The 1,942-nt window shown below is 68.0% G+C and carries 1 protein-coding gene; it reads left to right on the forward strand.

The genetic code is table 11. The features are described 5' to 3' along the window. A partial coding sequence (scpA, locus tag AC1DZ6_RS24300) for a methylmalonyl-CoA mutase (protein ID WP_477099670.1) occupies positions 1-1,942 on the forward strand: 1,942 nt, incomplete at both ends.

A 1,942-nucleotide genomic window follows, 5' to 3' on the forward strand; every position in this document is an offset into this window, starting at 1 on the left:
ACGTAACCAACCCCTGGACGGTGCGGCAGTACGCGGGCTTCTCGACCGCCGAGGACAGCAACGCCTTCTACCGCCGCAACCTCGCGGCCGGTCAGATGGGCCTGTCCGTGGCCTTCGACCTGGCCACCCACCGCGGCTACGACAGCGACCACGAGCGGGTGAAGGGCGACGTCGGCATGGCCGGCGTGGCGATCGATTCCATCCTCGACATGCGCACGCTGTTCAGCGGCATTCCGCTCGACAAGATGAGCGTGTCGATGACCATGAACGGCGCGGTGCTGCCGATCCTGGCGCTCTACATCGTCGCCGCCGAGGAACAGGGCGTCAGCCCCGACAAGCTGTCAGGAACCATCCAGAACGACATCCTCAAGGAGTTCATGGTCCGCAACACCTACATCTACCCGCCCGCCCCCTCGATGCGGATCATCTCGGACATCTTCGCCTTCACCTCGGAGAAGATGCCGAAGTTCAACTCGATCTCGATCAGCGGCTATCACATGCAGGAGGCCGGGGCCTCGGCCGACCTGGAGCTGGCCTACACCCTGGCCGACGGCGTCGAATACGCCCGGGCCGGCGTCGCGGCGGGCATGAGCATCGACACCTTCGCGCCGCGCCTGTCGTTCTTCTGGGCGATCGGCATGAACTACTTCATGGAAGTCGCGAAAATGCGGGCCGCCCGTCTCCTGTGGGCCCGACTGATGAAGCGCGAGTTCGATCCCAAGGACGACCGCTCGCTCAGCTTGCGCACCCATAGCCAGACCTCGGGCTGGTCGCTGGCCGCCCAGGACGTGTTCAACAACGTCTCGCGGACCTGCGTCGAAGCCATGGCGGCGGTCAACGGCCAGACCCAGAGCCTGCACACCAACGCCCTGGACGAGGCCCTGGCCCTGCCCACCGACTTCTCAGCCCGCATCGCCCGCAACACCCAGCTGTTCCTGCAGATGGAGAGCGGCACGACCCGCGTCGCCGATCCGTGGGGCGGCAGCTACTATGTCGAGCGCCTGACCCACGACCTGGCGGTCAAGGCCCTGGCCCATATCGAAGAGGTCGAGGCGGCCGGCGGCATGGCCAAGGCCATCGAGCAGGGCATTCCCAAGCTGCGCATCGAGGAGGCGGCCGCCAAGACCCAGGCCCGCATCGACGCCAATCGCCAGAGCGTGGTCGGCGTCAATCGCTACAAGCCCGAGGTCGTCGACGAGATCCCGATGCTGAAGGTCGACAACACGTCGGTCCGCACCCAGCAGCTTGAGAAGCTGGCCCGGCTGAAGGCCGAGCGTGATCCGGCCGCCACCGCGGCGGCGCTGAAGGCGCTGGAGGACGGCGCGCGAGGGACCGACAACTTGCTGGCCCTGGCCGTCGATGCGGCCCGCGCCCACGCCACGGTCGGCGAGATCAGCCTGGCCATGGAGAACGTCTTCGGTCGCCACCGCGCCACCATCCAGTCGATCCAGGGGGTCTACATGAAGGAAGCCGGCAGCGACCCCGCCGCCGCCCGGGCGAAAGCCATGGTCGAAGCGTTCGAGCAGGCCGACGGCCGTCGCCCGCGCATCCTGGTCGCCAAGATGGGCCAGGACGGCCACGACCGCGGCCAGAAGGTGATCGCCACCGCCTTCGCCGACCTGGGCTTCGACGTCGACATCGGCCCCCTGTTCCAGACCCCGGCCGAGGCCGCCAAGCAGGCGGTCGAGAACGACGTCCACATCGTCGGCGCCAGCTCCCTGGCGGCCGGGCACCTGACCCTGGCGCCGGAACTGAAGGCCGAACTGGCCAGGCAAGGTCGCGGCGACATCATGATGGTGGTCGGCGGCGTGATCCCGCCCCAGGACTTCCAGGCCCTGCTCGACGCCGGCGCCGCGGCGATCTTCCCGCCCGGCACGGTGATCGCCGAGGCCGTGATCGAGCTGCTGGACAAGCTGAACAAGCAGCTCGGCTACACCCAGGG

The sequence above is a fragment of the Caulobacter sp. P1_B12_2 genome (assembly GCF_056406675.1).